Genomic DNA, 25,037 nt, shown 5'->3' on the forward strand with positions numbered 1-25,037 from the left:
AGAATTCATGCAAAAGTAATACATTTTTTATTTATTCCAATCTATTTATGTGCTTTTTGAATTTTCTTCTTCGGCTAGTTCTTTTATTTCTTTATTCAGAAAGACTGATAATACAGTTCTTACTATAACTACACCTCCTAAAATAGCCAGTTCGTCTAAAGTCGGGTCTACTACGGTCTTTAGTATGTCTGATGCAATTAGAAATTCTAATCCCAATAAGAGGTAACTGCCGAAATCAGCTCTCAGCTGCCGGACATTATTGATGGTATAGGTTCCGTTGATCCGTTTGAATTCGTTACGGAGAAAAGCGATGAATCCTACGAATACTCCATAGGTTACAATCAATAAACTGATTACGCCAATGATGGTGGCCAGTATGTTTAAAAATGTCAGTAGCATCGTTTCATGATGTTTGGTTATATTGTAATAACAAGTTATCCTGTATAAAAGTTTTGTATTGTGATGTAGAAAACGGATAATTAGTTGTAATAGTCAAGACTTGTTCTGACATTTGACTACTATGGAGGAACAATCGATGAAATACTTGCTGCCCCGTTTTACCTGATTATGTTATTTCATTATACATATTGGCAAATTCAATCTGCCTTGTACGCCTCTGGTATCTATTCTGCTTTCTTTGGGACCTGGAATCAGTGGGCTATAGTTTAAGATATGGCGTATTCTTTTTCGTTGTTCTAAAGTTATTTCATTATAAAAGCAATATGCATAGTCCATAATGTTGTGTGCTTCATATTCTCCTTTTTCACAGCTATATCGTTTAGCTAAATCTTTTAATTGATATTTATTCTGTTTATCCAAATTGTTAAGCCATTGTTCATACTCACTACGGTTATAACTGGGAGTATCTTTGCAATAATCCGTATCGGTACACATTGAAGTGGTCCCTCCTTCTGAGAATACATGACGTAATCCTAAATAGTGTCCGAGTTCGTGTGCTAATGTTATTGCAGCATCGTTTTGATTAATTCTTTCATCTGTACTTTGCTCATAAATATATGAACTATTGATCGATATACAATATGGGAAACTCAAATTCTCTAAAGTGATCCACGAAGCTGATACCTGTTGAGTCCCTTCTAAAAAAAAGTCCTTTAAACTATATGGAAATGTAGATATGCCTAAAATCTGCGAATCCGTAAAAGGATATACCATTATGTTAATGTATTCATTGGGTTCCCATAGTAAAGATGTATATTTTCCTGTATTATCTCTCATAAACTTTTCGCAATCAATAGGAAGCTCATTAAATGGCACTCTTTCTACTCCAGGTTCTGGTAATGTGGTTCCATTCTTATCTTTGGTTGCTAATACAAATTCGAGATTTATATCAATTCCACACTTTTCAGATTGATAGAAATGGTTAGCTCGCACTAATACATCTTTTAAATGGTCTTCTTTTATATATTGATTTATGTCATTTTCGTTTTGATAAAGAACATGGAAAATAACGGGTAACTGATAGTGTATTTTATCTAAATCTTGATTAACTTCTCCTTTTTGTTGTGAAATCTTAATTGTTTGGTTTATCCCTTGGGCGGATATGATTAGATTAGTTTGTCTGTTTGCATGTTTGGTGTTAGCTAGAATTTTTATAGTAAGTATATCGTTTCCTTCTCCTTGATATTTGTCTGGTATGCACCAATCAGCTGAATTTGCGGTGATCCATTCAGAATTAGATGTGATAGCAACAGTTATTTTCCCTCCGTTATTGTCGATGTTGCGGAAGATGTTTTGTGAAATTTCAAGTTTTATATCATCGATTTTCTCCGAATGATCACAGCTTGTGGCTAGAAATAGTAATGTAAAGAGAATAGTGTTATATACAATTTTCATAGCTTTTATTTATAAAAGCCGTAATTTCTCATTTTCAAGAAAAGGGAAATTACGGCTTTGGGATATTTGTAACCTTTACTGAATTTCTACTTTTACTGTAAAGATTGGTGGGCTTTAGTCACGAGTTCCGGTAAAAGTGGTCATACTTCCTGCATTATTAAGGAAACTTATAGTCATTGCTTTACCTGTAACAGTTATGTTGATACCAGATGAGCTTTCGCTTGAAAGAATGTATTGATTGCCTTCTTTAGTAACATTGTAATTTTCACTACCGTTATCTGTGTAGAAGTCAGCGGTAACTTTTACTACAGAAGAAGATACTTTGGTGACAGTGACTACATATGCATCAGCTGTAACATTAGTTCCAACTTTGAGTTTACCTGTATAAACTCCTGCTATGCTGGCACTGAAATCACCAGACGTTTCATCATCATCATCTCCACATGATACAAATGACAGGCTTGATATAAGCACAATCATCAACATACTTAAAATTCTAAATTGTTTCATCTTTTTTGTTTTTAATGTGTAATCTTTTTAGTCATATACTTTGGTTGTCTTAAAAAACTTTGCAAAGATACATGCTCTTTAAACATAAATATCCTTTTAATTGTTGCTGTTTTATATACAAGGTTGTAGAAGATATTTCTATGTTCTGTTGTTATATATATCAGAATATATTTGGAAGAAATTGTATTCTAATATAATGGATATACGTAACAACAGTTCTGTATCTAAGCTCTGTCTTCTAAATATATTATATACATTAGTTCGATCGCAATAGAGTCGTCTTGCGAACCATGTGACCGAGCGTTCTTGGCGATGGAGCTCTTTTTCAATAATTTGTCCGATGTGTGTCATACTGGATTATTTTCGAGAGTTTATTTTATGTAATTCTTTATTTTCTAAAATTCTCTCTTTATATCCTCTTCTCTTTTTAATAATTTATGGATATTATTATCTCATTGCAAAGATATGTTATAAGCTGGTTCATGGTAAGAATTTGTTGTAGAGAACTAAACAACGATAGTGTAGATTATTTGTAACAATCATCATCTTTTTTATAAAAATAGGAGAGTGCCTTATAAAAAATACTCTCCTGTATAATAATAAGTAACTTTTATTACTTAGCTAAGGCCTGAGCTACGTTTACAGCGCAAGCCACAGTGCAACTTACCATTGGGGGGTACCAATTCCCAAGAATCCTATCATTTCGGCTTCTTGTAAACTATAGCAATCTGTTATTAATCAATACTATAATAGTTATTCATAAATGATTTGAGTTGGCAAAAGATATTAACTCTTCGATTTGCCCTCTCTCATAGCTTTCTGCTGGTTCAAGCGTTCCTGCTGCTTCTTTTGATTATGATTTTATGTAAATGTAGCTTTCATTGTATATAAATCTATCATTCAACAATTCTAAATGATAGGTGAGATAAGGTATCTGAAACTGCCATCTACTTCAAATTACCACAAATAAAAAACTCCTGTAATCACATGGACTACAGGAGTTTATTTATATAATGTAACTTTAATTACTTAGCCAAAGCCTGAGCTACGTCTACAGCACAAGCCACTGTACATCCTACCATCGGGTTGTTACCAATTCCCAGGAATCCCATCATTTCTACGTGAGCAGGAACTGATGAAGAACCAGCGAACTGAGCGTCTGAGTGCATACGACCCATTGTATCTGTCATACCATAAGAAGCCGGACCAGCTGCCATGTTATCGGGGTGAAGAGTACGGCCTGTACCACCACCGGAAGCAACTGAGAAGTATGGCTTACCAGCCAATACACGTTCTTTCTTATAAGTACCGGCAACCGGGTGTTGGAAACGAGTCGGGTTAGTAGAGTTACCTGTGATAGATACGTCTACGCCTTCTTTCCACATGATAGCTACACCTTCGCGAACATCGTCAGCACCGTAGCATTTTACTTTTGCACGAGGACCGTCAGAGTAAGCGATTTCGCGAACTACTTTCAGCTCACCAGTGAAATAATCAAACTGAGTCTGAACATAAGTAAAACCATTGATACGAGAGATGATCTGAGCAGCGTCTTTTCCAAGACCGTTCAGGATGCAACGCAATGGCTCTTTACGTACTTTGTCTGCTTTTGCAGCGATTTTGATAGCACCTTCAGCAGCAGCGAAAGATTCGTGACCTGCAAGGAATGCGAAACATTTAGTTTCTTCGCGAAGCAACATAGCAGCCAGGTTACCATGACCGATACCAACCTTACGGTCGTCAGCTACAGAACCCGGGATACAGAATGCCTGCAAACCGATACCGATAGCTTCAGCAGCTTCAGCAGCGTTTGTGCAGTTCTTCTTAAGAGCAATTGCAGTACCTACCACATAAGCCCATTTTGCGTTTTCAAAACAGATAGGCTGAGTTTCTTCACACGTTTTATAAGGATCAAGTCCGGCAGCTTCGCAGATTGCGTTAGCTTCTTCGATGTCTTTGATGCCGTTAGCGTTCAAGGCTTCAATGATACCTTTGATACGACGGTCTTGGCTTTCGAATTTTACTTCTCTAATCATAGTTTCTTTCCTCCTTATATTATTCGTGACGTGGATCAATGTGTTTAACTGCTCCCTGTTCTGCTGTTACACGACCATAAGTACCTGTAACTTTCTTCAATGCTTCGTTAGCATCAGTTCCCTTCTTGATTTCATCCATGAATTTACCCATGTGAACGAATTCGTATCCACAGATTTCATCATTCTTATCCAAGAAGATATTTTTGATGTAACCTTCAGCCATTTCAAGGTAACGAGGACCTTTAGCCAGAGTACCATAAAGGGTACCTACCTGGCTGCGCAGACCTTTACCTAAGTCTTCCAGACCTGCACCGATAATCAAACCACCTTCAGAGAAAGCAGACTGAGTGCGTCCGTAAACGATTTGCAGGAAGAGTTCGCGCATAGCTGTGTTGATTGCGTCGCAAACAAGGTCAGTGTTCAGTGCTTCGAGGATTGTTTTACCCGGAAGGATTTCAGCAGCCATAGCAGCTGAGTGAGTCATACCGGAACATCCGATAGTCTCAACTAAAGCTTCCTGGATAACGCCTTCTTTAACATTCAGTGTCAGTTTACAAGCACCCTGCTGAGGTGCACACCAACCGATACCGTGTGTCAAACCTGAAATATCAACGATTTCTTTAGATTTTACCCATTTGCCTTCTTCGGGTATGGGAGCCGGTCCGTGGTTAGGACCCTTCTTTACAACACACATGTGTTCCACTTCGTGTGAATAAGTCATAATTAGCTCTTTTTTTTAGTGATATAATTAAAAATACGTAGTCACGATTCTCTAAATCGCCCACAAAGGTAGTCGATTTATTTGTTTCTGCAAATCGCCATATCTTACTTTTTTGTGAAAAGTGACAAATCCGTTTACGTTTTTTCTTCGTTTGCTAAGTCGGGATTGCATTTGTGAAAGATTACTATGTGTCGAACTATCTATTCGTTGCTTTGTTGTTATCTGAAATATAAATTTTATGGAACTCAATCAGGTTGATATACATTATTTGATAGCGGCAATCTGCGTTATTTCATCTGCATTGGTATTTTATACTATCGGTGTATGGGGAGAAAGGCTGCAAAAGAAACTGAAGTTATGGCATATTATTTTCTTTCTTTTAGGATTGGTGTCCGATGCAGTCGGGACCAGCCTGATGGAGCATATTGCCGAATTAACGCATTTGCATGATGAAATCCACACGGTAACGGGGACGATTGCCATTCTTCTGATGTTTGTACATGCTTCATGGGCGATATGGACTTATGTGAAGGGATCTGCCGAGGCGAAAAGGCATTTTAATCGTTTTAGTATCGTCGTTTGGTGCATTTGGTTAATACCTTATTTAATAGGTATGGCCATAGGAATGCATTTACATGCATAAATAGTTATATGTTTTTGCATTAGATAGACTTAAAAGAGTTCCTTCTTTCAGCTAACTCCTGCAAAGAAAAAAATATTTTAGTCTCACGGTCTCACTGTTTTTGTGTAATCTGCATATAATTAGTATATTACAGAATGAGAGATACTTTTTAAATAGGTATCTCTCATTATTTTCTCCCTAGAATCGCTTCATTTCAGTCTATCTCTCACTCTTTTTGGGGGATATCCCTCATTCCATTTCTTTGCCCTTTGCGTAAGTAGTTGCCGAATGCATCTAGCATCTTGGTTGCTGTTTACTTGTTGTTTATATATTATGTTACTTATCTCTATGGCATTTGATGCCTTTATTCGTGTGTTATTTTACCGACATCTTCATCGTTCCACCCGGGTGAACCGATCGTTGTACCCTTGTAAACAGGTCTGCGCACCTAGGTGGACATGCTTGTTCACCTGGGTGGAACGATGAAGAACTCCCTTTGAAAATGCGACAATAATAGTTGTAAAGCAGGTTATTATAGGGTTGTTTGCATACTATTGAACGGTAAAAGAAATGTGCTTAAAGGCTTTTCCGGGAAAGGGAAAGTATATCGGCATGCAATTATCTGGCGGATATCGGAAAGCAGAATGAGATACCCTGTTTTCATGGGTTTGAATTAAATTAATTCCGCCAACAGGTATGTTTTAGTGAGAATGTAGCGGTATTACTAGATAGATATAGAATAAAATTAGTAGCTTTGCTGAATAATTTATTGAACAAAGCTATGATAGAAGTTATGGAGTCCGCTTTACAGAAAGCTGCGGGCGAAGGAATGGATGAATTTATCCAGGTTTTTACTGATAAATATAAGGAAATAATCGGTGGTGAATTGACTGCTGACACAATGCCGTTGTTGACAGGTGAACAGCATTCATTGCTGGCTTATCAGATTTTTCGTGATGAAATAATGTTCGGCGGATTCTGTCAGTTGATTCAGAACGGTTATGGCGGATATATCTTTGATAATCCTTTTGCAAAAGTGATGCGCCTGTGGGGGGCGGAAGAGTTCTCTAAATTGGTATATAAAGCCAAGAAGATATATGATGCCAACCGGAAGGATCTGGAAAAAGAACGGACGGATGATGAATTCATGGCGATGTATGAGCAATATGAGGCTTTTGATGATTTGGAAGAGGCATATTTAGATATGGAGGAACAAGTGACAACACTGGTTGCCAGCTATGTAGATAATCACCTGGAACTTTTTGCAAAAATAATAAAGTAAACGATGCAGTATTTTTTAAGTATCTGCATTTATTAATTGTGAATTAGAATTTATATCTTTGCAAACTCTAAAAAATATGTTTATGAAACAAATGAAATTTTTATTAGTAGCTTTAATGACGGTTTTAATGGGGATGTCTGTTACTTCTTGTATGAATGGGGATGATAATACGATATATACCGGACCTGCGTTCGCTAAATGTACAAACTATTTTCCTGCTACATTTGAATTGGCTAATGGGCAGAAATTAGTTGTGAATGAATTGTCAATGTCTAACTTGAATATAGGAGAAATCTATTTCTTTTACTATCAGTTTGACACAGCGCAACAGCCAGGGAATTCTCAGACTCTTGATGTAACACTTTATGCAGGAAGTACTCCGACTTCTATTAGTGCAAAATCTACTGAAGGACCAGAGAAAGCGGCAGATTATAACGAAGCTACTGCACCTTTATATACTTTTAATAGCGATACATCAACTCAGCCGGGAATACTTTTTGATCAATATCTTGTAATTCCTATTATGTATTGGGTAAAAGTAGAGAGTACAGACGAAAAGCAGAAAGAAGAACTTAATAAGCATTCTTTTATACTCACATATGATTTTGATGAATTGGCATCAGGGTCAACTGAACTTGTATTGAATCTTAATCATGTGATTAAAGATGGTTCAGAGGAGACTGTGACTCGTGATAAGTATACTTCTACTTATAAGGCATATAATCTGTCTAGTGTTATTTATGCATTCAAACAAGCTACTGGAGTAGAACCAACTAAAATAAAAGTAAATGCAAAGACCAACTCCTCAAAGAATTCTTTGGATGGTGCCGCAAATTCAACGTGGAGTGAAACACTTAAAACAAATTGAACTACAAAGAATTATTTAATATAGCAATGAAATTGATTTCCTCTCCGGCCAAGGCCTGGGAGGAAATTTCTATGGAAGAGGATAGGCGAAAAGTTTTTATGGCTTTTGTCTATCCTATGATTGGTTTATGCGGTTTGTCCGTCTTTATCGGCTCTTTGCTGACGAATGGATGGGGAGGACCGCAAAGTTTTCAAATAGCGATGACCAATTGTTGTGCCGTAGCTGTGGCATTGTTTGGTGGTTACTTTCTGGCGGCCTATGCAATTAACGAAATGGGAGTAAGAATGTTTGGGATGCCTGCCAATGCTCCGTTGACACAACAGTTTGCCGGATACGCACTTGTTGTTCCCTTCTTGCTTCAGATTGTGACCGGACTTTTACCTGATTTTAGAATTATTGCCTGGCTATTTCAGTTCTACATTGTCTATGTAGTATGGGAAGGAGCTCCCATATTGATGCAAGTGGAGGAAAAAGTACGATTGAAATACACCCTTTTCTCATCAGTTTTGTTAATACTATGTCCGACGGTGATTCAAATTGTATTTAGTAAGTTGATAGCCATACTTAATTAATGTGTAAAGATGAAACAACCTTCTGTAAATATCAAGAATAAACGTGCTACATTTGACTATGAGTTGATGGATACCTACACGGCAGGTATTGTATTGACAGGCACGGAAATTAAATCCATTCGTTTAGGAAAAGCAAGTCTGGTGGATACGTTTTGTTATTTTGCGAAAGGCGAATTATGGGTAAAGAATATGCATATCGCCGAGTACTTCTATGGTTCGTACAATAATCATACAGCTCGTAGAGACAGAAAGTTGTTGCTTAATAAGAAAGAATTGGAGAAAATTCAACGGGGAATGAAAGACCCCGGTTTTACTACCGTTCCTGTGCGTTTGTTTATCAACGAAAAAGGTTTGGCGAAACTGGTCGTTGCTTTGGCGAAAGGTAAAAAACAGTACGATAAACGGGAATCAATTAAAGAAAAAGATGACCGCAGAGACATGGCCCGAATGTTTAAGCGATAAGATGGCTTTATAGCGTAATAGTAAGATAAGATCGTGATAGGTCTAAGATAGGCAGAGTGACAATTAGGTGTTAATGTAATAAGGTAAGAATGAAAAAGACAATTTCTCAGATTGTATCCGAGCGTATTCTGATTCTGGATGGCGCAATGGGCACAATGATCCAACAATATAATCTTAAAGAAGAAGATTTTCGTGGTGAACGTTTTGCGCATATTCCCGGTCAGTTGAAGGGGAATAATGATTTGTTGTGTCTGACTCGCCCCGATGTCATTCAAGATATCCATCGTAAATACCTGGAAGCAGGTGCGGATATTATCGAGACCAATACATTCAGTTCTACAACTGTCTCAATGGCGGATTATCATGTAGAAGAATATGTGCGCGAAATCAATCTTGCCGCTACCAGACTGGCACGTGAACTGGCGGACGAATATACGGCAAAGAGTCCGGATAAACCGCGTTTTGTTGCAGGCTCCGTTGGACCTACTAATAAAACCTGTTCTATGAGCCCGGATGTGAACAATCCGGCGTTTCGTGCCTTGTCTTATGACGAACTGGCTGCCTCTTACCAGCAGCAAATGGAAGCCATGCTGGAAGGTGGGGTGGATGCCATTCTTATCGAAACCATATTTGATACGCTGAATGCGAAAGCTGCCATCTTTGCAGCCGGACAGGCTATGAAGGTGACAGGAATAGAAGTCCCTGTTATGTTGTCTGTGACGGTATCCGATATCGGCGGACGTACATTGTCCGGACAGACTTTGGAAGCTTTCCTTGCTTCTGTGCAGCATGCCAATATATTTTCAGTCGGATTGAATTGCTCCTTTGGTGCCCGTCAGTTGAAGCCTTTTCTTGAACAGTTGGCTTCGCGTGCACCTTATTATATCAGTGCTTATCCTAATGCGGGCCTTCCGAATAGTCTGGGGAAATATGATCAGACTCCCGCAGATATGGCTCATGAAGTGAAGGAGTATATTCAGGAAGGATTGGTTAATATTATCGGTGGTTGTTGTGGTACGACAGATGCCTACATTGCAGAATATCAGACACTGATAGCAGGTGCCAAACCTCATGTTCCGGCACCCAAACCGGATTGTATGTGGCTTTCCGGACTCGAACTGCTGGAAGTGAAACCGGAAATCAACTTTGTGAATATAGGTGAGCGTTGCAACGTAGCAGGCTCACGAAAGTTTCTTCGTCTGGTTAATGAAAAGAAATATGATGAAGCCCTTTCCATAGCTCGTCAGCAAGTAGAAGACGGAGCTTTGGTTATTGACGTTAATATGGATGATGGTCTGCTGGATGCCCGTACTGAGATGACTACTTTTCTGAATCTCATTATGTCCGAACCGGAAATAGCCCGTGTACCTGTTATGATCGACTCTTCCAAATGGGAAGTGATCGAAGCCGGATTGAAATGCCTGCAAGGCAAATCAATCGTAAACTCGATCTCTCTGAAGGAAGGGGAGGAAGTATTTCTGGAGCATGCCCGGATCATCAAGCAATATGGAGCGGCAACTGTCGTGATGGCTTTTGATGAAAAAGGACAGGCGGATACTGCTGCCCGCAAGATAGAAGTGTGCGAACGTGCATATCGTCTGCTGGTTGATAAAGTTGGATTCAATCCTCATGATATTATTTTCGACCCGAATGTGCTTGCGGTGGCTACAGGAATCGAAGAGCATAACAATTACGCCGTAGACTTTATAGAAGCTACCGGATGGATCAGGAAAAATCTTCCCGGTGCACACGTCAGCGGGGGAGTAAGTAATCTTTCTTTCTCTTTCCGTGGCAATAATTATATTCGTGAAGCAATGCATGCGGTATTCCTTTATCATGCCATCCAGCAAGGGATGGATATGGGGATCGTCAATCCGGGAACTTCCGTACTCTACAGTGACATTCCGGCAGATACGCTGGAAAAGATAGAGGACGTTGTATTGAATCATCGTCCCGATGCTGCCGAGCGTCTGATAGAACTGGCGGAAGCATTGAAAGAAACGATGGGCGGTACTTCCGGTCAGGCAACTGTGAAGCAGGATGCATGGAGAGAAGAATCCGTACAAGAGCGTTTGAAATATGCTTTGATGAAAGGAATCGGTGATTATCTGGAACAGGATTTAGCGGAAGCTTTACCTTTATATGATAAAGCTGTAGATGTAATTGAAGGTCCGTTGATGGATGGAATGAATTATGTCGGCGAGCTTTTTGGCGCAGGAAAAATGTTCCTGCCTCAGGTCGTGAAGACTGCCCGTACTATGAAGAAAGCCGTAGCTATACTGCAACCGATCATTGAATCAGAAAAAGTGGAAGGATCATCTTCTGCCGGAAAAGTTCTGCTTGCCACCGTAAAAGGGGATGTGCACGACATCGGAAAAAATATAGTTGCCGTCGTAATGGCGTGCAACGGTTATGATATAGTTGACTTGGGAGTGATGGTTCCGGCAGAAACCATTGTTCAGCGTGCCATAGAAGAAAAAGTCGATATGATCGGTTTGAGTGGCTTGATCACACCTTCTCTGGAAGAAATGACTCATGTGGCTGCCGAACTGGAGAAAGCCGGACTGGATATTCCTCTGTTGATTGGCGGAGCCACTACTTCAAAGATGCATACGGCACTGAAAATCGCACCTGTATATCATGCGCCGGTTGTACATCTGAAAGATGCTTCTCAGAATGCCAGTGTTGCTTCCCGGCTGTTGAATTCGCAGATGAAAGCCGAACTGATTAATGAGTTAGATGCGGAATATCAGGCACTTCGTGAGAAGAGTGGACTATTACGCCGTGAAACAGTATCGTTGGAAGAAGCCCAGAAAAATAAGTTAAACCTATTTTAAAGACTTGTCACAATGAAAAAGATTTTTTCTTTCTTGTGTATGTTCATGGCAATGACTGCTATGATCTCGTGTTCTTCCTCAAAAGAGGAAAAAGGAACAACCGGCACCGGAAATGCCGCTTTGGATAATATCTTTGAGCGTAAGAGTGTGCGTACTTACTTGAATAAAGGGGTAGAGAAAGAGAAAATTGATTTAATGCTTCGTGCAGGGATGTCTGCTCCATCGGGAAAGGATGTTCGTCCCTGGGAGTTTGTGGTTGTTTCCGACCGTGCGAAACTGGATTCGATGGCGGCGGCTCTTCCTTATGCCAAAATGTTGACACAAGCCCGTAATGCGATTATTGTCTGTGGTGATTCTGCCCGTTCTTTTTATTGGTATTTAGACTGTTCTGCTGCAGCACAGAATATTTTGCTGGCTGCTGAAAGTATGGGGCTGGGTGCTGTATGGACAGCTGCTTATCCGTATGAAGATCGTATGGAAGTCGTTCGCAAATATACCCACCTGCCCGAGAATATTCTTCCTCTTTGTGTCATTCCTTTCGGCTATCCTGCAACAAAAGAGCAGCCGAAACAGAAATATGACGAGAAAAAGATACATTATAATCAGTATTAGTAAACAAAAGTTTTGTCTTTTCAATAAATTCCTTACATTTGCGACTTAATTGATTAAAATCTGATACGCAAATGTTTGGAATAGATGACCCTTTTATAGTCTTGCCATATATCCTATCAGTGATATGTGTGATTTTTGCTGCCTGGTTTGGGCTGAAATATTGGAATAAGGACGACGATAAAGACGAAACGCGATGAATACATTTACTCTTGGCTTGATTGTGATAGCTTATCTGCTGTCATTGGCCTACCTCGGTTTTTTAGGATATAAGAAGACTACGAATACCAGTGATTATCTGGTGGGCGGACGTCAGATGAATCCGATAGTGATGGCGCTTTCTTATGGTGCTACGTTTATCTCTGCGTCTGCTATAGTTGGTTTTGGCGGAGTAGCGGCTGCTTTCGGTATGGGTATTCAGTGGCTGTGTTTCCTCAATATGTTTGTCGGGGTAGTTATCGCCTTCATATTCTTCGGCTTGCGTACGCGGCGCATGGGAGCAAAACTGAATGTCAGCACTTTTCCGCAGTTATTAGGCCGTCATTTTCGTTCCCGTAATATACAGGTGTTCATTGCAGCCGTCATATTTATAGGCATGCCGCTGTACGCTGCTGTGGTGATGAAAGGGGGCGCTGTATTTATTGAACAGATTTTTCAGATTGATTTTAATATATCTCTGCTGATATTTACGTTAGTCATTGCTGCGTATGTGATTGCAGGAGGAATGAAGGGGGTGATGTATACGGATGCTTTACAGGCAGTTATCATGTTTGGCTGTATGTTGTTCCTGTTGTTCTCTTTGTATCAGGTGCTTGGCATGGGTTTTACGGAAGCAAACAAGGAATTGACAAATATAGCCCCTCTGGTTCCGGAAAAGTTCAAGGCATTGGGGCATCAGGGATGGACCGCAATGCCTGTGACAGGTTCTCCGCAGTGGTACTCATTGGTTACCTCTCTTATTTTGGGAGTAGGAATCGGTTGCCTTGCACAGCCTCAGTTGGTGGTACGTTTTATGACGGTAGAAAGTAGCAAACAGTTGAATCGTGGCGTATTTATCGGTTGTTTTTTCCTGATTATAACGGTAGGAGCTATCTATCATGCCGGTGCATTAAGCAATCTTTTCTTCTTGAAGACAGAAGGAGCCGTTGCTACGGAAGTGATACAGGATATTGATAAAATCATTCCTTATTTCATCAATAAAGCTATGCCGGACTGGTTTGCCGCTTTGTTTATGCTCTGTATCCTTTCTGCAAGTATGTCTACGCTTAGTTCTCAGTTCCACACAATGGGAGCATCGGTTGGTTCTGACATTTATGGTACTTATAAACCCCGTTCTCGTGGCAAATTGACAAATGTGATTCGTTTGGGAGTACTTTTCTCTATTTTGGTCAGCTATATTATTTGCTATATGCTGCCTCACGATATTATCGCCCGCGGAACTTCTATTTTCATGGGTATCTGTGCTGCTGCATTTCTTCCTGCCTACTTCTGTGCATTGTACTGGAAGAAAGCGACGAAACAGGGAGTAATGGCAAGTCTCTGGGTAGGAACTTTAGGCAGTGCTTTTGCACTAATATTCCTTCATCAGAAAGAAGCTGCCGCAATGGGAATATGTAAATTCCTGTTTGGCAAGGATGTATTGATTGAGACATATCCGTTTCCGGTAATTGACCCTATTCTCTTTGCATTACCATTGTCTATACTGGCTATTGTTGTGGTTAGCCTTTTGACGGGCAGAAACAAGTAGTAAATAAGTAATAGGTAATAAGCCGTGCGGATACACTATTGATAAGCTACGGTTATTACCTATTACCTGATACTTATTACTTATTTTATCTTTTTTTTGTACGATTCGAACCGGGACTGAATATCACGTACGAAGTTGAACGTTTCTATGCCACGGAAATATCCATTTTTACAAACAGGATCGGTGAAGTATTCCTCATTGCTTTTGAGCAGGATGAAGTTTTCGACGTTGTCTTTCCATACGAGGTTATTCTTTCCGTATTTTTTTGCTAATGCCATGGCGTCGTAGATATGTCCTAGGCCGGCATTGTAAGAAGCCAGTATGAAGTTGAGCCGTTCCTGTTTGTCAGGGATCATATTGAAACTTCGGTCTGTGGCGGCAATGTATTTAACGGCTGCTTTTATACTTTCTTCCGGGTTTTGTTCTTTACCTGCGGGTACGCCCATTGCGCGTGCAGTGGCAGGCATCAATTGCATCAATCCTTTGGCTCCTGCCCAAGATACGGCTGTTGTGTCAAAGTTTGATTCCGTATAGGCGAGGGATGCCAGCATTCGCCAGTCCCATCCGATCTCTTTGGCGTATTTTTTGAATAAATCGTCGTAATGTGATATTTTTCCTTCTTTAAGTGAAAGGATGGGGGAGTGTGGCATCATTTTACTATTCTCGAAGTAACGCTTCATACTTGCCGTATAGGCAGGAGAGGTCATATTTTCTTTATGCCAGTTTGTGGCGGCGGCTGCCAGTTCGGGACTGTCTTTTCGCACAGCCCATGAAGAACGCTGGTCAAAACTGATAGAAAGATCGATATTCAGATTGGGATAGTAAGTTTTATTCAGTTTGGCTAAATCATTATCGGCTACGGTATAGGGAATCTTACCTTGTGCTACCTGGGTGATTAAGTCTTCCGCGGTAACGCTATCTCCCGTTATCTTATGAATATGGATACCACCTCCCAGTTCGTTGTTCAGATTCACGAGGCGATCGTAATATTTGCCTGGTTTGACATATATATCTTTGCCGATAAGTTCCGTTACATCTTTCAATGGTTTATGCTTTCCATTTCCTTGCTGGACGATAACCTGATGGGTGATTATGTCTTCTCCGCAATACAAAAGGCTGTCTTTCCATTCTTTGGTAATCGGCAGGTTGTAGGCGATCATATCTCCTTCGCCTGACTGTAATTTCTGAATCAATTCACGGACATTTCTGGCTACCTCGATTCTGAGTTTCAGTCCCAGACTTTTAGCGAACTGTTCACTGAGTTCGTATTGGAATCCCATTTCCTGTCCGCGATAAATGAAATATGAAGTAGAGCTATAGAGTGTCAGCACAACCAGTTCTCCACTGTCTTTAATCTGTGGAAGATCGTGTGCTGTTTCATTCTTTTCGGTATGATGTTTGTTCCGGCATCCGAATACACAGCACAAAAGTATAAGAAACAAGGGGAGGATCAGTGTCTTGGCACTCATTCTGAACTCTTTATCTTTCATTCTTCATTTTTCAAATGTTTCTTGATATACATTGTTAATATATCGATAGCTACTGCATTGCTGCCGCCTTCTGGAACGATAAGGTCCGCATAGCGTTTGCAGGGTTCTATGAATTGCAGGTGCATCGGTTTCAGAACACGGGTATAGCGTTCCATGACAGCTTCCGCTGTCCGTCCTCTTTCGATGACATCCCTTTGGATGACACGTATCAGGCGTTCATCGGGATCGGCATCTACAAATATCTTTAGATCCATCATATTGCGTAGCTTCTTGTCGCACAAGGCAAGGATACCTTCAATAATGACGACTTCACGAGGCTCGATGTGGATGGTTTCCGGTTGGCGGGTACAAGTCAGATAAGAATAGGTCGGTTGCTCGATGCTTTTTCCTTCTTTCAGCATCATCACATGTTTGGAAAGCAAGCTCCATTCAAAAGCATCCGGATGGTCAAAGTTGATATTCTGACGTTCTTCAACCGGCACGTGACTACTGTCTTTGTAGTATGAATCCTGAGGTAATAGTACTACTTCTCCAACGGGGAGGCTTTCTATTATTTTTCGTACGACGGTGGTTTTTCCGGAGCCCGTTCCACCTGCTATTCCTATTATTAACATCTCTTTATAGTGTTATTTGAACCAAATAGAGTAATTTTGCATTAGTAATGTAATGCATTGACAAGACAAATATAGAAACAATTCATTAAAATAACAACGTAATGGTGAAACACATTGTATTATTTAAGTTAAAAGACGAAGTTCCCGAAGCGGAGAAACTCGTAGTGATGAATAAATTTAAGGAAGCTATCGAAGCGCTCCCCGCTAAGATTTCAGTGATCCGTAAGATTGAAGTCGGACTGAATATGAATCCGGGAGAGGCTTGGCATATAGCTCTCTATAGCGAATTTGACACGCTGGAGGATGTGAAGTTCTATGCAACACACCCTGATCATGTGGCAGCCGGAAAGATTATAGCTGAAGCAAAGGACAGTCGTGCATGCGTGGATTATGAATTATAACCCCCAATAATGAAAATGAGAAAATTAATTTCTTTTCTGCTTTTAAGCTTTGTAGCCTATACATTGCAGGCGCAGATTAAAGATCCGGTAAAGTTTAAAACAGAACTGAACTCTCTTTCTGATACAGAAGCGGAGATCGTGTTTACGGCTGCCATTGACAAAGGGTGGCATGTTTATTCTACCGATCTTGGAGACGGAGGACCTATTTCTGCCACATTTAATGTGGAGAAGAAGTCTGGTGTAGAACTGGTAGGTAAATTGAAGCCTGTCGGCAAGGAAATAGCTACTTTCGACAAACTGTTCGAAATGAAAGTGCGCTATTTCGAGAATACTGCCAAATTCGTGCAGAAAGTGAAGCTGACTGGTGGAGCTTATGCGATAGAAGGTTATCTGGAATATGGAGCCTGCGACGATGAGAGTTGTCTGCCTCCGACAGAAGTTCCTTTTAAGTTTTCGGGTGAAGCAAAGGCCGGAACTACGGCTGCTCCTGTAGCCAAAGCTGATAAGCCGGAGACAAAAGAGGCGGAAGAAGTAACTGCTCCTGCTGCGTCCAAAGACTCTGCTGCAATGATGGAACTGGTTCCTGCTTCTGCTACGGATGCAAATGCCGATATTCAACCAGCTGTAGCTTCCGGTGACCTTTGGCGTCCGGTAATCAGTGAATTGCAGGCACTGGGCGAGGAACATACTCAGGGAGATATGTCCTGGATTTATATTTTCGTGACAGGTTTCCTGGGTGGATTGCTGGCTCTGTTCACTCCTTGTGTATGGCCTATTATCCCGATGACAGTCAGTTTCTTTCTGAAACGTAGCAAAGATAAGAAGAAAGGTATTCGTGATGCGTGGACTTATGGTGCTTCCATTGTCGTTATTTATGTGGCATTAGGATTGGCTATCACACTGATATTTGGTGCCAGTGCGCTCAATGCTTTATCGACGAATGCTGTCTTTAATATCCTTTTCTTCCTGATGCTGGTAATCTTTGCCGCTTCATTTTTTGGAGCGTTTGAGATTAGATTACCGTCAAAGTGGGGCAATGCGGTAGATAGTAAAGCGGAATCGACTACCGGTCTGCTGAGTATCTTCCTGATGGCATTTACACTTTCACTGGTATCTTTCTCTTGTACAGGTCCGATTATCGGATTCCTGCTTGTACAGGTTTCTACTACAGGAAGCGTGGTGGCCCCGGCTATCGGTATGTTGGGTTTTGCCATTGCATTGGCATTGCCGTTCACACTCTTTGCTCTGTTCCCGTCATGGCTGAAGTCTATGCCGAAGTCGGGCGGATGGATGAATGTGATCAAAGTGACGTTAGGATTTCTGGAACTGGCATTTGCGCTTAAATTCCTGTCGGTTGCCGATCTGGCTTATGGCTGGAGATTACTCGACCGTGAAACCTTCCTCGCTCTGTGGATTGTCATTTTTGCATTGCTGGGTTTCTATTTGCTTGGTAAAATCAAGTTTCCGCATGACGATGATGACAATAAGGTGGGAGTGACTCGTTTCTTTATGGCACTTATTTCTCTGGCGTTTGCCGTATATATGGTTCCCGGTTTGTGGGGAGCTCCGTTAAAAGCCGTAAGTGCTTTTGCTCCTCCTATGCATACGCAAGACTTTAATCTGTATAAGAATGAAGTACATGCGAAATTTGATGACTACGATCTGGGTATGGAGTATGCACGTCTGAATGGCAAACCAGTGATGCTTGACTTTACAGGCTATGGATGCGTGAACTGTCGTAAGATGGAAGCCGCTGTATGGACGGACCCGAAAGTGAGTGATCTGATTAATAATGATTATGTGCTGATTACTCTGTATGTGGATAATAAAACTCCGTTGACCGAACCTGTGAAAATCGTAGAGAACGGTAAGGAACGTACTTTGCGTACAGTCGGTGATAAGTGGAGCTATCTGCAACGTGTGAAGTTTGGTGCTAATGCACAGCCTTTCTATGTATTGCTGGATAATCAGGGAAGTCCTTTGAATAAGTCTTATGCTTACGATGAAGACATTCCCAAATATATTGAATTCCTGCAAACTGGACTGGAGAATTATCGGAAGGAAAAATAATCCGAAGATATAACTATCAATGAGAAGCGGTCTCACTCTGTAGAGTGGGACCGCTTCATTTAAATAGAATAGAATAAAACTAGAAATAATGTTTTTTACATGGGTACTTCCATTACCAGAAGTTTGGTCCCTTTAGTAGCACGGATAGAGAAGCTTTTGGTATCCCATATTCCGATGCCGTCACGTTTGGCCAGATGTTCATCGGCCACGCTGATCTCTCCTTCTATCACAAACAGATAAGCTCCGTTACCTTCCTGATGCATACAATATTCGATGGTTCTTTCCGTATCGAAGTCTCCCATAGAGAACCAGGCATCCTGTTTGATGGAGGCCGGTGTCTTGCCGTTCGGTGAAATGATCAGAGATAACTCGTTCGGTTTCAGCAGCGGACGTATATCGAAATTGTTATATTCGGGTTTCGTATTCTCGATTCGGGGGAATACCCATATTTGCAGGAATTCCAATTGTTTTTCCTTGCTGTCGTTATACTCACTATGATAGATACCACTGCCCGTACTCATCACTTGGATATCACCGGGAGTAATCGTTTTCGTATTTTGTACACTGTCGCCATGTCTCAGATACCCTTTCAACGGAATGGAAATTACTTCCATATTTTTATGTGGATGAGTATCAAATCCCATCGACGGGTCTACACTGTCATCATTCAGCACTCGCAAGGCTCCGAAATGGATTCTTTCCGGATTGTAATAGTTAGCAAAACTGAATGTGTGGTGGGTTTTGAGCCAGCCATGATTAAAATAGCCTCTTGATGAAGCTCTGTCGATTACTTTTTTCATAATCTTCCTTTCTTTTTTATAGAACTTTGTTGTGTGCTTTGTTCGCACTTTTATAATAGGACAACAATTAAAGAGTACACAAAGTTCTCGGCCGGAAACTCAATAAGAAAGAAGGTTATTTTTTTATTTCAGAAAAAATACATACGTTTGTAACATCATAACAATACCTTTGTGCCCAAAAGTAAAGAAAATATGTACGCAACAGACACGCTTATGGACGAACGGGAGTTAGTTCTCCGTCTGATAGACGGCGATGAGGATGCCTTTTGCGAACTCTATGCCGCCTATAAGAATCGCTTGCTGTATTTTGCGATGAAGTTCGTCAAATCTCGTGAGTTTGCCGAAGATATTTTTCAGGACGCGTTTACGGTTGTATGGCAAAGCAGGCGTTTTATCAATCCGGATGCGTCTTTCTCATCCTATTTATATACGATTGTACGCAATCGTATCCTTAATCAGATACGGGATATGGCGAATGAAGATAAGTTGAAAGAGCATATCCTTTCTCATGCGGTTGATTCGGCCAATGAAACGAATAATAAAATATTGTTCGATGATTTGAAGGATGTCCTTAGCCGTGCATTGGAACAATTGACTCCCCGTCAGCGTGAAGTCTTTAATATGAGCCGAGATTTACAGATGTCCCATAAAGAAATTGCGGAAGCGCTGGGAGTCTCTGTCAATACCGTACAGGAGCATATTTCTGTTTCGTTGAAAGTGATTCGTGCCTACTTGACTAAATATTCGGGTACTTCTGCTGACATATTGCTGATTCTACTTTGTCTGAATTTATAATAAATGTTAATCATACCCTAGCTGTTTCCTGCCTTTGTGTATTACTAATACGAAGGGGAGAAATCAGCACCCTTATTTGAATATATGATGAAAGATACGAAGACAGAAAAAAATAAATTACGTCGTTATCTGGATGATATGTACATCCGGGAGGAAGCATCGCAGTTACTGGAAAGTATGAGAGATGCTGACCATAAAGATATATTGGATGAGTTGTCTGCCGAAGTCTGGGAGGAATCCGTCAGCCAGCAGCCTGTTACTGACTTGGAGCGTGAGAAGTATAAAAAGGAGGCTCGCCAGTTGCTGAAACATATTGAACATAAGAAACGTACCTGGTTTCGTCGGGTAATGACGATTGCAGCCAGTGTGGCGGCTGTAATAGCCATCGTGACAGGAAGTATCAGTTATTTCCGGTATATGAGTGAGCAGCAGATAACTTTCGCTGAAATCTCAACCTCTTTTGGAGAGAAGAAACGGGTGGAATTACCGGACGGAACTATATTAGTGTTGAACTCTTGTTCACAAGTACGTTATCCTGATTCTTTTCAAGGGGATATCCGGAAAGTGGAACTGGAAGGAGAAGGATATTTCAGGGTTGCCCATAATGAAGATATGCCGTTTATTGTACAGACGAAGCGACTGGATGTTCGTGTTTTGGGAACCCGGTTTGATGTAAAATCTTACTCTACGGATGAAATCGTATCGGTAAGTGTAGAGAGTGGCAAAGTACAGGTTGATCTGCCGGAAGCAATGATGCGATTGACTGCAAAAGAACAAGTTCTGATAAATACCGTTTCCGGTGAATATAGTAAGAAGAAGGAAGAACGTGGGGTAGCAGTCTGGATCAAGGGAAGCCTGCGTTTTAACAGTACTCCGATCCGGGATGTGGCAAAAGAACTGGAACGTGTTTATAATTGTCAGATAACCTTTGCTTCCGGACAGGAATTTGATAATCTGATTACCGGTGAACATGACAATAAGAGTCTGGAGTCCGTACTTAAATCCATCGAATTTATCAGTGATATCAATTATAAGAAAGAAGGCAGGAATATACTTCTTTATAAAAAATGAGAATTAAAAAATAGATCAATGTTTAACCCGTTAATAAGGACAGAATGAAAGCATCACCCTCATAGAAACTCCCTAAAAAGATAGAAGCACTCCTAAGGAATGCTTCTATCCGCAACCCGGACGGATATTCATTCGCTTCGACCCAAATGAATAACGTATCGCACGTTGCTTGTTTTTAATAACTTTAGTCAATTACTAAAACGCACAAATTTATGAATAATCTTCTTATTTGTAAAGGAAAAAGTAGAAATAGCTGCTCGTTTTTAGCTTTTTTACTATTCACCTTCCTTTTAGTTGCTCCGACTGCTGCTCAGACATTGAAAGAGAACAACATTACGCTCCGTGTACAAAACGAGCCGGTAGAAAATGTTTTCAATAAAATCAGTGAACAGACCAACTTTAAATTTATCTACGATCAGGAAACGGTAAATAACGCTCCGCATGTTTCTTTTGATGTAAAAAACGCTACGCTTAAACAAATTCTGGGAGTGATAACTACTCAGTCAAAACTTTATTTCAATAGGACCGATAATACAATTGCTGTCAGTAAACAGCCGCTTAAAGAAGAAAGCGCTCAACGTACACGTACCGTTCAGGGAGTGGTCGTAGATGATAAGGGAGAGCCAGTTATTGGTGCCAGTGTCCAGATCAAAGGAGAGGGCAGTGGTACGATTACCGATATGGACGGACGATATTCGTTGATGAATGTACCGGAATCGGCTACATTGACAATTTCCTATATTGGCTATAAGACCGTCAGCCTTTCTGCAAAAGATAAGAATACGGCTAAGATTACGTTGACCGAAGACAGCAAGATGATCGATGAAGTAGTAGTGGTAGGATATGGTGTACAGCGGAAACGGGATGTGTCTACTTCCATCTCTTCCGTGAAAGCCGAGCAGATTGCGGAGGTTTCTGCTTCCGACTTTCGTCAGGCATTAGCTGGAAAGATGCCGGGAGTGCAAGTGACTCAGCCGAGCGGTGACCCGGAAGGAAGTGTCAGTATCCGTGTTCGTGGTATCAGTACAGTCAATGCGGGGAGTGATCCTCTCTATATCATTGACGGTGTACCTGTGGAGCGTGGCTTTGCCAATCTGAATAATAATGATGTCGAGTCGGTAGAGGTACTTAAAGATGCTTCGTCTGCTGCGATTTATGGTAGCCGCGGATCAAATGGTGTAATTATTATCACTACCAAACAAGGGCAGTCGGAAAAAATGAAAGTACAATATGATGGATATTATGGTATCCAGAGTATTTCGAAAAAACTTCCGATGTTGAATGCTTATCAGTTTGCGGAGTTTGCCAAAGACGGGCATGATAATTCTTATCTGGATGCTAATCCCGGTGGTTCACCTAATGACCCTAATGGTATGCGTCCGAATTCATGGGAACGGATTCCTACAGAACTTTTTCCTTATCTGAACGGCGATCAGGGATTAACGGACACAGACTGGCAGGATGCAATTTTCCGTAGTGCGGCTACAACCAGCCATAATGTTTCTATCTCCGGCAGAGGAAAGACCGTTGGTTATTTTATTTCTGCCAATTATTATGATAAAGAAGGTATTATCATCAATTCTGATTTCAAGAAATATAGCATGCGTATGAATCTGGACGGAAAATATAAAAGACTGAAATTCGGTCTTAATTTCTCTCCTTCTTATTCGACTTCCAATCGGGTGGATGCTTCCGGATCGAATGGTATTGTTCAGTCGGCCTTGATGATGCCTCCTGTGTGGCCGGTATATAATTCCGACGGTAGTTATAACTATCAGGGAAATGGCTATTGGAGAATTGGCAATGACTATCAGCACAATGCGGTATTAAACCCTGTGGCAATGGCCAATCTACAATCGGACGTAGTAGACCGTATGGCAATTGTAGGGAAAGTCTTTGCCGAACTGGAACTTTTCAAGGGACTTACTTATAATATTTCTTTCGGTGGTGATTATTATGGTTCTCATAATGATCAGTATCGTTCGTCAGAACTACCCTTACTGGGCCAGAAATATTATGATATCAAGTCGAACCCTACTGCATACAGCTCCTCCGGTTTTTATTTTAATTGGCTGATTGAGAATAAGATTAATTATAATACAGTGATTAATGAAGATCATTCGATTAATGCGGTTCTGGTGCAATCTGCACAAAAAGAAACTTATAAAGGAGATAATGTGACGGCTACCGATTTTCCGAATGATTATATACAGACGATCTCCGGTGGAACAGTTATAAAGGGGGCGTCTGATAAGACCCAATGGTCGATTGCTTCCTATCTGGCTCGTGTGCAATATAGTTATAAAGGTAAATATATGGCTTCCGGAGCTATTCGTGCGGATGGTTCTTCCCGTTTCGGAAAAAATAACCGCTGGGGATATTTCCCGTCCGCATCATTGGCATGGAGAGTTAGCGGGGAGGATTTCTTCACGAAGGCGAAATTTCTCTCCTTTGTAGATGACTTGAAAATCAGAACCAGTTATGGTGTTACAGGTAACTTTCAGATAGGCAACTACGATCATCTATCATTGATGGCTCTTGATAATTATATACTGGGTACGGGTAACGGGCAACTGGTACAAGGTTATAAGCCCAATACAATTAAGAATGATGATTTAAGCTGGGAAAAGAATGCAATGGTCAATGTCGGTGTGGACCTGCAAATGTTCAAAGGATTATTGGGGATAACAGTTGATTACTATAATACCAATACCTCCAATATGTTGCTGAATGTTCCTGTTCCTCATCTGACTGGATACAGCACTGCCCTGATGAATATTGGAAAAGTAAATAACCGTGGTTGGGAAATAGCCTTGACATCTCAGAAAAATTTCACCAAAGACTTTGGGTATTCTTTTAATGCCAACTATGCTACGAATACCAATGAAGTAAAAGCTCTTGGTCCGGGAAATGCTCCCATTATCTCTACCGGAAGCGTAGATCATGCTTATTATATCACAAAAGTAGGCGAACCGATCGGATGTTACTATTTGCTGGTGCAGGACGGTATCTTTTCCAACGAAGAAGAATTGAAGAAATATCCTCATTTCAGCAATACTCAGCCGGGAGACTTCCGTTTTGTAGATGTGGATGGAGACGGTGTGATGGACTTGGACAAAGACCGTACGATAGTAGGTAACTATATGCCCGACTTCACCTATGGATTTGGTGGTAAAGTATGGTATAAAGGCATTGATCTTGACTTTAACTTCCAGGGAGTTTACGGTAATGAGATTCTGAATCTGAATCGTCGCTATATTGATAATTTGGAAGGAAACACCAATGGTACCACGATTGCCCTGAATCGCTGGAAAAGTGCGGATAACCCCGGAAATGGTCAGGTGAACCGTGCCAACCGCAAATCGAAAGGTTATAATGGCCGTACTTCAACCTGGCATCTGGAAGATGGTTCTTATTTGAGATTGCAGAATGTAACGTTAGGATATACTTTGCCTCAGAATCTGACACGTCGTTTCTTTGTGGAGAAGTTGAGAGTCTATGTCTCCGGACAGAACCTTTGGACATCTACCAACTACGGTGGATACAATCCGGAAGTAAATGCACGTCCGAGCAATTCACTTTCGCCGGGTGAAGATTACGGAACATATCCGCTGGCGAAAACCTTCTTGTTTGGATTAAATATAACACTTTAGTCATCCTTAAAAATATACGGTGT

Annotated in this window: 23 protein-coding genes and 1 pseudogene; 14 read left to right on the top strand and 10 right to left on the bottom strand. The window is 40.8% G+C overall.

Annotation, left to right across the window (positions count from 1 at the left end; all coding sequences use genetic code 11):
• Positions 1–45: 45 nt before the first annotated feature.
• The 7 genes and pseudogenes from KTR07_RS01635 to KTR07_RS01655 form a co-directional block, all read right to left on the bottom strand.
• Complete coding sequence (locus KTR07_RS01635; RefSeq protein WP_008766711.1) at positions 46–399, bottom strand: DUF1622 domain-containing protein; 354 nt, start codon at positions 397–399, stop codon at positions 46–48.
• Positions 400–570: 171 nt separating this feature from the next.
• On the bottom strand, positions 571–1,854 hold the full coding sequence (locus KTR07_RS01640) for a zinc-dependent metalloproteinase lipoprotein (RefSeq protein ID WP_117981220.1): 1,284 nt from the start codon (positions 1,852–1,854) through the stop codon (positions 571–573).
• A gap of 114 nt (positions 1,855–1,968) precedes the next feature.
• Positions 1,969–2,364 carry a hypothetical protein gene (locus KTR07_RS01645; RefSeq protein ID WP_008760488.1) on the bottom strand — a complete coding sequence of 132 codons (396 nt, stop codon included), beginning with the start codon at positions 2,362–2,364 and terminating at the stop codon, positions 1,969–1,971.
• Positions 2,365–2,502: 138 nt separating this feature from the next.
• Positions 2,503–2,715, bottom strand: a complete 213-nt coding sequence (locus KTR07_RS28325) for a hypothetical protein (RefSeq protein WP_008760489.1) — start codon at positions 2,713–2,715, stop codon at positions 2,503–2,505.
• 262 nt (positions 2,716–2,977) lie between these two features.
• Positions 2,978–3,069: pseudogene (locus tag KTR07_RS28695) on the bottom strand (GGGtGRT protein); the annotation flags it as partial.
• A 320-nt stretch (positions 3,070–3,389) separates the two neighbouring features.
• Entirely contained in the window at positions 3,390–4,400 is a 1,011-nt protein-coding gene (locus tag KTR07_RS01650) for a GGGtGRT protein (RefSeq protein WP_008760490.1), read from the bottom strand.
• A gap of 19 nt (positions 4,401–4,419) precedes the next feature.
• Positions 4,420–5,121 (bottom strand): iron-sulfur cluster assembly scaffold protein, encoded by a 702-nt coding sequence (locus KTR07_RS01655; RefSeq protein WP_005677723.1) that lies wholly within the window; start codon positions 5,119–5,121, stop codon positions 4,420–4,422.
• Between the two features lie 238 nt (positions 5,122–5,359).
• On the opposite strand from KTR07_RS01655, the gene KTR07_RS01660 reads away from it, so the two are divergent.
• The 9 genes from KTR07_RS01660 (at position 5,360) to KTR07_RS01695 (ending at position 14,120) form a co-directional block, all read left to right on the top strand.
• Positions 5,360–5,764, top strand: coding sequence for an HsmA family protein (locus KTR07_RS01660; protein ID WP_008760491.1), 405 nt, complete (start codon positions 5,360–5,362; stop codon positions 5,762–5,764).
• Between the two features lie 760 nt (positions 5,765–6,524).
• The gene (locus KTR07_RS01665) at positions 6,525–7,025 is read left to right on the top strand and encodes a DMP19 family protein (RefSeq protein ID WP_032841243.1); all 501 of its coding nucleotides are present in this window, start codon (positions 6,525–6,527) and stop codon (positions 7,023–7,025) included.
• A gap of 82 nt (positions 7,026–7,107) precedes the next feature.
• Positions 7,108–7,893, top strand: a complete 786-nt coding sequence (locus KTR07_RS01670; protein ID WP_048693181.1) for a hypothetical protein — start codon at positions 7,108–7,110, stop codon at positions 7,891–7,893.
• A 26-nt stretch (positions 7,894–7,919) separates the two neighbouring features.
• Positions 7,920–8,465, top strand: a complete 546-nt coding sequence (locus KTR07_RS01675) for a Yip1 family protein (RefSeq protein ID WP_008760494.1) — start codon at positions 7,920–7,922, stop codon at positions 8,463–8,465.
• Positions 8,466–8,474: 9 nt separating this feature from the next.
• Complete coding sequence (gene smpB / locus KTR07_RS01680) at positions 8,475–8,927, top strand: SsrA-binding protein (RefSeq protein ID WP_008760495.1); 453 nt, start codon at positions 8,475–8,477, stop codon at positions 8,925–8,927.
• 89 nt (positions 8,928–9,016) lie between these two features.
• Positions 9,017–11,764 (top strand): methionine synthase, encoded by a 2,748-nt coding sequence (gene metH / locus KTR07_RS01685; protein ID WP_117981219.1) that lies wholly within the window; start codon positions 9,017–9,019, stop codon positions 11,762–11,764.
• Positions 11,765–11,776: 12 nt separating this feature from the next.
• Positions 11,777–12,376: a nitroreductase family protein gene (locus KTR07_RS01690; RefSeq protein ID WP_016267982.1), complete on the top strand. Its 600-nt coding sequence runs from the start codon at positions 11,777–11,779 to the stop codon at positions 12,374–12,376.
• Positions 12,377–12,447: 71 nt separating this feature from the next.
• A complete protein-coding gene (locus KTR07_RS28700; protein WP_008766705.1) occupies positions 12,448–12,573 on the top strand; it encodes a symporter small accessory protein in 126 nt (41 codons plus the stop codon).
• On the top strand, positions 12,570–14,120 hold the full coding sequence (locus KTR07_RS01695; RefSeq protein WP_008760499.1) for a sodium:solute symporter: 1,551 nt from the start codon (positions 12,570–12,572) through the stop codon (positions 14,118–14,120). Before KTR07_RS28700 ends, KTR07_RS01695 begins: the two co-directional genes overlap by 4 nt.
• An 80-nt stretch (positions 14,121–14,200) precedes the next feature.
• Here KTR07_RS01695 and KTR07_RS01700 read toward each other — a convergent pair whose 3' ends face one another.
• Together KTR07_RS01700 and udk are read right to left on the bottom strand one after the other, a co-directional pair.
• Positions 14,201–15,589 (bottom strand): transglycosylase SLT domain-containing protein, encoded by a 1,389-nt coding sequence (locus KTR07_RS01700; RefSeq protein WP_008760500.1) that lies wholly within the window; start codon positions 15,587–15,589, stop codon positions 14,201–14,203.
• A gap of 17 nt (positions 15,590–15,606) precedes the next feature.
• Positions 15,607–16,224: a uridine kinase gene (gene udk, locus KTR07_RS01705; protein WP_008760501.1), complete on the bottom strand. Its 618-nt coding sequence runs from the start codon at positions 16,222–16,224 to the stop codon at positions 15,607–15,609.
• A gap of 101 nt (positions 16,225–16,325) precedes the next feature.
• On the opposite strand from udk, the gene KTR07_RS01710 reads away from it, so the two are divergent.
• Positions 16,326–16,625, top strand: a complete 300-nt coding sequence (locus KTR07_RS01710) for a Dabb family protein (protein ID WP_008760502.1) — start codon at positions 16,326–16,328, stop codon at positions 16,623–16,625.
• 15 nt (positions 16,626–16,640) lie between these two features.
• Positions 16,641–18,695, top strand: coding sequence for a cytochrome c biogenesis protein CcdA (locus KTR07_RS01715; protein WP_016267980.1), 2,055 nt, complete (start codon positions 16,641–16,643; stop codon positions 18,693–18,695).
• Positions 18,696–18,790: 95 nt separating this feature from the next.
• Here the strand turns inward: KTR07_RS01715 and KTR07_RS01720 are convergent, their stop codons facing one another.
• Positions 18,791–19,495 (bottom strand): pirin family protein, encoded by a 705-nt coding sequence (locus KTR07_RS01720; protein WP_055299588.1) that lies wholly within the window; start codon positions 19,493–19,495, stop codon positions 18,791–18,793.
• A 192-nt stretch (positions 19,496–19,687) separates the two neighbouring features.
• On the opposite strand from KTR07_RS01720, the gene KTR07_RS01725 reads away from it, so the two are divergent.
• The 3 genes from KTR07_RS01725 (at position 19,688) to KTR07_RS01735 (ending at position 25,014) form a co-directional block, all read left to right on the top strand.
• Positions 19,688–20,290, top strand: coding sequence for an RNA polymerase sigma-70 factor (locus KTR07_RS01725; protein WP_008766239.1), 603 nt, complete (start codon positions 19,688–19,690; stop codon positions 20,288–20,290).
• 84 nt (positions 20,291–20,374) lie between these two features.
• On the top strand, positions 20,375–21,361 hold the full coding sequence (locus tag KTR07_RS01730; RefSeq protein WP_008760505.1) for a FecR family protein: 987 nt from the start codon (positions 20,375–20,377) through the stop codon (positions 21,359–21,361).
• Between the two features lie 212 nt (positions 21,362–21,573).
• The gene (locus tag KTR07_RS01735; protein WP_011107158.1) at positions 21,574–25,014 is read left to right on the top strand and encodes a TonB-dependent receptor; all 3,441 of its coding nucleotides are present in this window, start codon (positions 21,574–21,576) and stop codon (positions 25,012–25,014) included.
• Positions 25,015–25,037: the final 23 nt, after the last annotated feature.

This window comes from Bacteroides sp. MSK.20.82 (assembly GCF_019052485.1).
GTDB classification, from domain to species: domain Bacteria; phylum Bacteroidota; class Bacteroidia; order Bacteroidales; family Bacteroidaceae; genus Bacteroides; species Bacteroides thetaiotaomicron.

What these genes read in the sequence shown, in the direction of transcription:
- KTR07_RS01635 (WP_008766711.1), bottom strand. Translation starts at nt 399, where the DNA reads ATGCTACTGACATTTTTAAACATACTGGCCACCATCATTGGCGTAATC.
- KTR07_RS01640 (WP_117981220.1), bottom strand. Translation starts at nt 1,854, where the DNA reads ATGAAAATTGTATATAACACTATTCTCTTTACATTACTATTTCTAGCC.
- KTR07_RS01645 (WP_008760488.1), bottom strand. Translation starts at nt 2,364, where the DNA reads ATGAAACAATTTAGAATTTTAAGTATGTTGATGATTGTGCTTATATCA.
- KTR07_RS28325 (WP_008760489.1), bottom strand. Translation starts at nt 2,715, where the DNA reads ATGACACACATCGGACAAATTATTGAAAAAGAGCTCCATCGCCAAGAA.
- KTR07_RS01650 (WP_008760490.1), bottom strand. Translation starts at nt 4,400, where the DNA reads ATGATTAGAGAAGTAAAATTCGAAAGCCAAGACCGTCGTATCAAAGGT.
- KTR07_RS01655 (WP_005677723.1), bottom strand. Translation starts at nt 5,121, where the DNA reads ATGACTTATTCACACGAAGTGGAACACATGTGTGTTGTAAAGAAGGGT.
- KTR07_RS01660 (WP_008760491.1), top strand. Translation starts at nt 5,360, where the DNA reads ATGGAACTCAATCAGGTTGATATACATTATTTGATAGCGGCAATCTGC.
- KTR07_RS01665 (WP_032841243.1), top strand. Translation starts at nt 6,525, where the DNA reads ATGATAGAAGTTATGGAGTCCGCTTTACAGAAAGCTGCGGGCGAAGGA.
- KTR07_RS01670 (WP_048693181.1), top strand. Translation starts at nt 7,108, where the DNA reads ATGAAACAAATGAAATTTTTATTAGTAGCTTTAATGACGGTTTTAATG.
- KTR07_RS01675 (WP_008760494.1), top strand. Translation starts at nt 7,920, where the DNA reads ATGAAATTGATTTCCTCTCCGGCCAAGGCCTGGGAGGAAATTTCTATG.
- smpB (WP_008760495.1), top strand. Translation starts at nt 8,475, where the DNA reads ATGAAACAACCTTCTGTAAATATCAAGAATAAACGTGCTACATTTGAC.
- metH (WP_117981219.1), top strand. Translation starts at nt 9,017, where the DNA reads ATGAAAAAGACAATTTCTCAGATTGTATCCGAGCGTATTCTGATTCTG.
- KTR07_RS01690 (WP_016267982.1), top strand. Translation starts at nt 11,777, where the DNA reads ATGAAAAAGATTTTTTCTTTCTTGTGTATGTTCATGGCAATGACTGCT.
- KTR07_RS28700 (WP_008766705.1), top strand. Translation starts at nt 12,448, where the DNA reads ATGTTTGGAATAGATGACCCTTTTATAGTCTTGCCATATATCCTATCA.
- KTR07_RS01695 (WP_008760499.1), top strand. Translation starts at nt 12,570, where the DNA reads ATGAATACATTTACTCTTGGCTTGATTGTGATAGCTTATCTGCTGTCA.
- KTR07_RS01700 (WP_008760500.1), bottom strand. Translation starts at nt 15,589, where the DNA reads ATGAGTGCCAAGACACTGATCCTCCCCTTGTTTCTTATACTTTTGTGC.
- udk (WP_008760501.1), bottom strand. Translation starts at nt 16,224, where the DNA reads ATGTTAATAATAGGAATAGCAGGTGGAACGGGCTCCGGAAAAACCACC.
- KTR07_RS01710 (WP_008760502.1), top strand. Translation starts at nt 16,326, where the DNA reads ATGGTGAAACACATTGTATTATTTAAGTTAAAAGACGAAGTTCCCGAA.
- KTR07_RS01715 (WP_016267980.1), top strand. Translation starts at nt 16,641, where the DNA reads ATGAGAAAATTAATTTCTTTTCTGCTTTTAAGCTTTGTAGCCTATACA.
- KTR07_RS01720 (WP_055299588.1), bottom strand. Translation starts at nt 19,495, where the DNA reads ATGAAAAAAGTAATCGACAGAGCTTCATCAAGAGGCTATTTTAATCAT.
- KTR07_RS01725 (WP_008766239.1), top strand. Translation starts at nt 19,688, where the DNA reads ATGTACGCAACAGACACGCTTATGGACGAACGGGAGTTAGTTCTCCGT.
- KTR07_RS01730 (WP_008760505.1), top strand. Translation starts at nt 20,375, where the DNA reads ATGATGAAAGATACGAAGACAGAAAAAAATAAATTACGTCGTTATCTG.
- KTR07_RS01735 (WP_011107158.1), top strand. Translation starts at nt 21,574, where the DNA reads ATGAATAATCTTCTTATTTGTAAAGGAAAAAGTAGAAATAGCTGCTCG.